This window comes from Endozoicomonas sp. ONNA1, from assembly GCF_024606325.1.
In the GTDB taxonomy this organism is placed as follows: domain Bacteria; phylum Pseudomonadota; class Gammaproteobacteria; order Pseudomonadales; family Endozoicomonadaceae; genus Endozoicomonas_A.
Genome location: NZ_JAHHPN010000570.1, coordinates 1 through 3070, shown reverse-complemented (window position 1 = coordinate 3070; position 3070 = coordinate 1). Strand labels below are relative to the sequence as shown.

Sequence of the window (3070 nt, the reverse complement as noted above, 5' to 3'; positions counted from 1 at the left end):
GCCATCGCCATCGCCATCGCCATCGGATAATGGTCTGAGTTTACAAACACCATGACAGGAATCGACGTAACAATTTAAACAGAAAGTATGTTGTTGTTCAGGCCCTTCGTTACCACCGCCAGAGCCGAAATTTTCGGGTCTGGTGAGAGAGCCTTTGAATTGAGCAGTTTTTCCTGAGGCTTGCTGACCGGATGATTTTGTTGGCTCGTTTTTTTGTTGGTTTTTTTCTTGGCCATTACCCGAGAGCGTCATAGTGGTGATTGCATATGGGTCGTCCTGACTTGCTTCCAGTTTACCCATTAGACTAAACAGCGGTGAATCGGTGCTCCAATAGCTTTGTAAAAGCCAGCCGACAACGAAAAACGCTTCTATTGGTATCCATGAATAAGGTTTGATGCCCAGAGCGAAGTCATTGTTGGTCATAACCAGTTCGTAAGCAACCAGAAAATGATTGGCGTCAATCAACTGCCACGAGATCAAATCAAAAAAGCCCGTTTTTACCCAAAAACCGCCAAATCTTTGTGGTTTGTCGTCAGGCGGAAAAATTGATCCTGCAGAGCCGTCTGTTTCGGCAATGTATGATGGGTTGCCTAACATCGGCTCGTTAGGTTTTATGGAAAAGCTCCGGCCCGGAGAACCTCCATCCTGTTGAAGCTGGACAACAAAACTTCTTTTCAATGGTGCAGCCTGAGAGATGACAGACGACGAGGACAGCAGCAACAGCAGCGTCACAAAACGTAGGTGTATCAAGAACTTTATCCTTACATCCATTTTATGTTTTAACTTTCTTAGGTGGGGAAATTAGACCAGGAAAATGATAGATCAAGAGAACAAACCTCTTTTTTGTCATCGACCTACTGCCTATCAACAGACTCACTTTCTCGATGTATGCTAATGTGACGAAAGTACTCTCGAAGATCCGCGCAGACTATTCCGCATGGGTGAAGGTGGCCATTCTCACAGAACACTATTTCGTGGCATTTTCGCAGCTCGTGGAATCTTTTTTTATGACGCACCAACTCCGGGGCATTTTCGCAGCTCTGCCCACATGTGTGTGGCAGGCCATCCTCCCAGAATTCTTGCTCTTCACTGATTTGTGGTCCGGTGTGAAATCTTAATTTGTGACACCACAGGGACTGAGGATTATCCAAGACCACACCACACCGTTGCTCCTCGCCATCCGTACCGGCCACTCTCTCATCACAAGGGTGTTGCCCGGGGTAGAGAGAGGCTCTTCTCATTCTTATTCTCATTTTCATCATGTCGATTCTGTTAAGAAAGCACTCACGCCGTTCCTTGTGCTTTTCTATGTGGTACCGCACAGCTTTCGAACCCTTGCAGACCATCCCGCATGACCGCTTCCGCGCGTCCACGCCAAACACTTTTAAATCGCAGGTTAATTCCCCGACTGCCACAGCAGCCAATGGGTATGTATTCTTACAGCCATTTCCAGGGTCGGTTTTAATCGATGACCGATGGACGCTTTTCTCAGAATCACCCAGAGTTTGACCGAGATCATTCTCTCGTGGGAAAGGCAAGCCTTGCTCTGTTGTTCCTGCTGCATGGTCTGTCAAAGTTTCTAAGAAATTCAGCGCCCCTTCAGCGGGCTCAGTACTATCGGATGATGCTCGTAGTTTACAAACGCCATGACAAAAATCGATATAACAATTTATATCCAAAGTATACTGGTCATGTTGTTCAGGGCCTTCGTTACCCCCGCCAGAGCCTGAAGACAGTGGGCCGGTGATAGAGCCTGTAAGATGAGTAGTTGCCCCAGAGGCTTGCTGACCGGATGATGCTGATGACTGGTTTGGTTTGTTATTTTGTTTTTGACCTTGTCCGGAGAGCATCATTGTGGTGATCGCAAACGAGTCATTCTGACTTGCCTCCGGTTTATCCATTGGGTTCGGTGAAACGGTGTTCCAATAGTTTTTTTCTAAAAGCCAGCCGACAGCAACAATCCCTTCTGCAAATATCCACCAATAAGGTCCGCCGTCCTGAGCCGCATCTTTGATGATCCAGAAGAGTCCGTAGGTAAGCAGCATATAGACAGCCCAATGCAATTGCCATGAAATGGACTCAATAGAGGTCATTTTCAGCCCATAACCGCCAAGCTTTTGTGTTTTGTCATCAGGCGGCAAAATTGATCCTGCAAAGCCGTCAGTGTCGACAATGTCTGACGGGCTGCCCGGCAATGAATTCAGGTCTCGCTTAATAGAAAGGCTCTGATTCTTCTGTTTATGCTCGACAACAAAATGTCCTGTCAACGGTTCGGCCTGACAGATCAAAGATAACGACCAATGCAGCGACAGCAGTGTCGCTGAAAGTGTTTTCTTCAAAACTCTACCCTCAAATTCATTTCGTGTTTACAAGTTGAAAAGGTAGGCCAAAAATGTGGTAGTGCAATAAAATAGACAAAAGCCTCCCTGCTGTCCGGAGAACAATTACTCATCGGAACTTGATTCCAAGAATTGCGGAAACACGATATCAACACAATAACCGTTTATAGCCGAAGAATCGTGAGAGTCGAGCATAAGCTGCTTAACACTTGATGGCCAATTGTAAAACTGGATACTTGATGGAGGCCCCATCAACGTGTAATCAGTTAATTCAACTTCAAAGCACTCTCCATTTTTATTCCTTAACTGTCTAATCCCGTCCCTGAGAACCTCGGGATCGTCTTCATATCCTTCATGCATGTCACTAAACAAATCATTCTCAATCGTGGTGCAGAGCATTTCCCCTCCCCGTCGAATAAATTCCGAAAGTACAGGACCTAAATACCCTTGTGGATAGGCTGAAACCAGTAAACAATGACTGCAATCATAAGGCAGGCACTTGTCAATATCTTTTGGGAATTCAGCTTGTTCAACAGGTAAAAAGTTAGTTAATGGTTCTTTGTCATAGCATTTAACATTAATGTCGCCCATCAAACTAAAACATTTTTCAAGAAATGCTTGCCCCGAGCCAATACCAATAACTGTTTTTGGAAAAGCGTCTTGGTAAGCGCTTTCACATAGAGAGAGCATAACAGCCAGAAATCTTTCAGGCTTTAAACGACCACAACCGG

General features: G+C 45.6%; 3 protein-coding genes. All 3 read right to left on the bottom strand.

Annotated features, from left to right (window positions below; genetic code table 11):
• Positions 1-750: hypothetical protein (locus KDK19_RS13150; protein ID WP_257292140.1), on the bottom strand; the 750-nt coding region annotated here is incomplete at its 3' end.
• A 104-nt stretch (positions 751-854) separates the two neighbouring features.
• Positions 855-2339, bottom strand: coding sequence for a hypothetical protein (locus tag KDK19_RS13145; protein WP_257254422.1), 1485 nt, complete (start codon positions 2337-2339; stop codon positions 855-857).
• A 105-nt stretch (positions 2340-2444) separates the two neighbouring features.
• A partial coding sequence (locus tag KDK19_RS13140; RefSeq protein ID WP_257292139.1) for a hypothetical protein occupies positions 2445-3070 on the bottom strand: 626 nt, incomplete at its 5' end.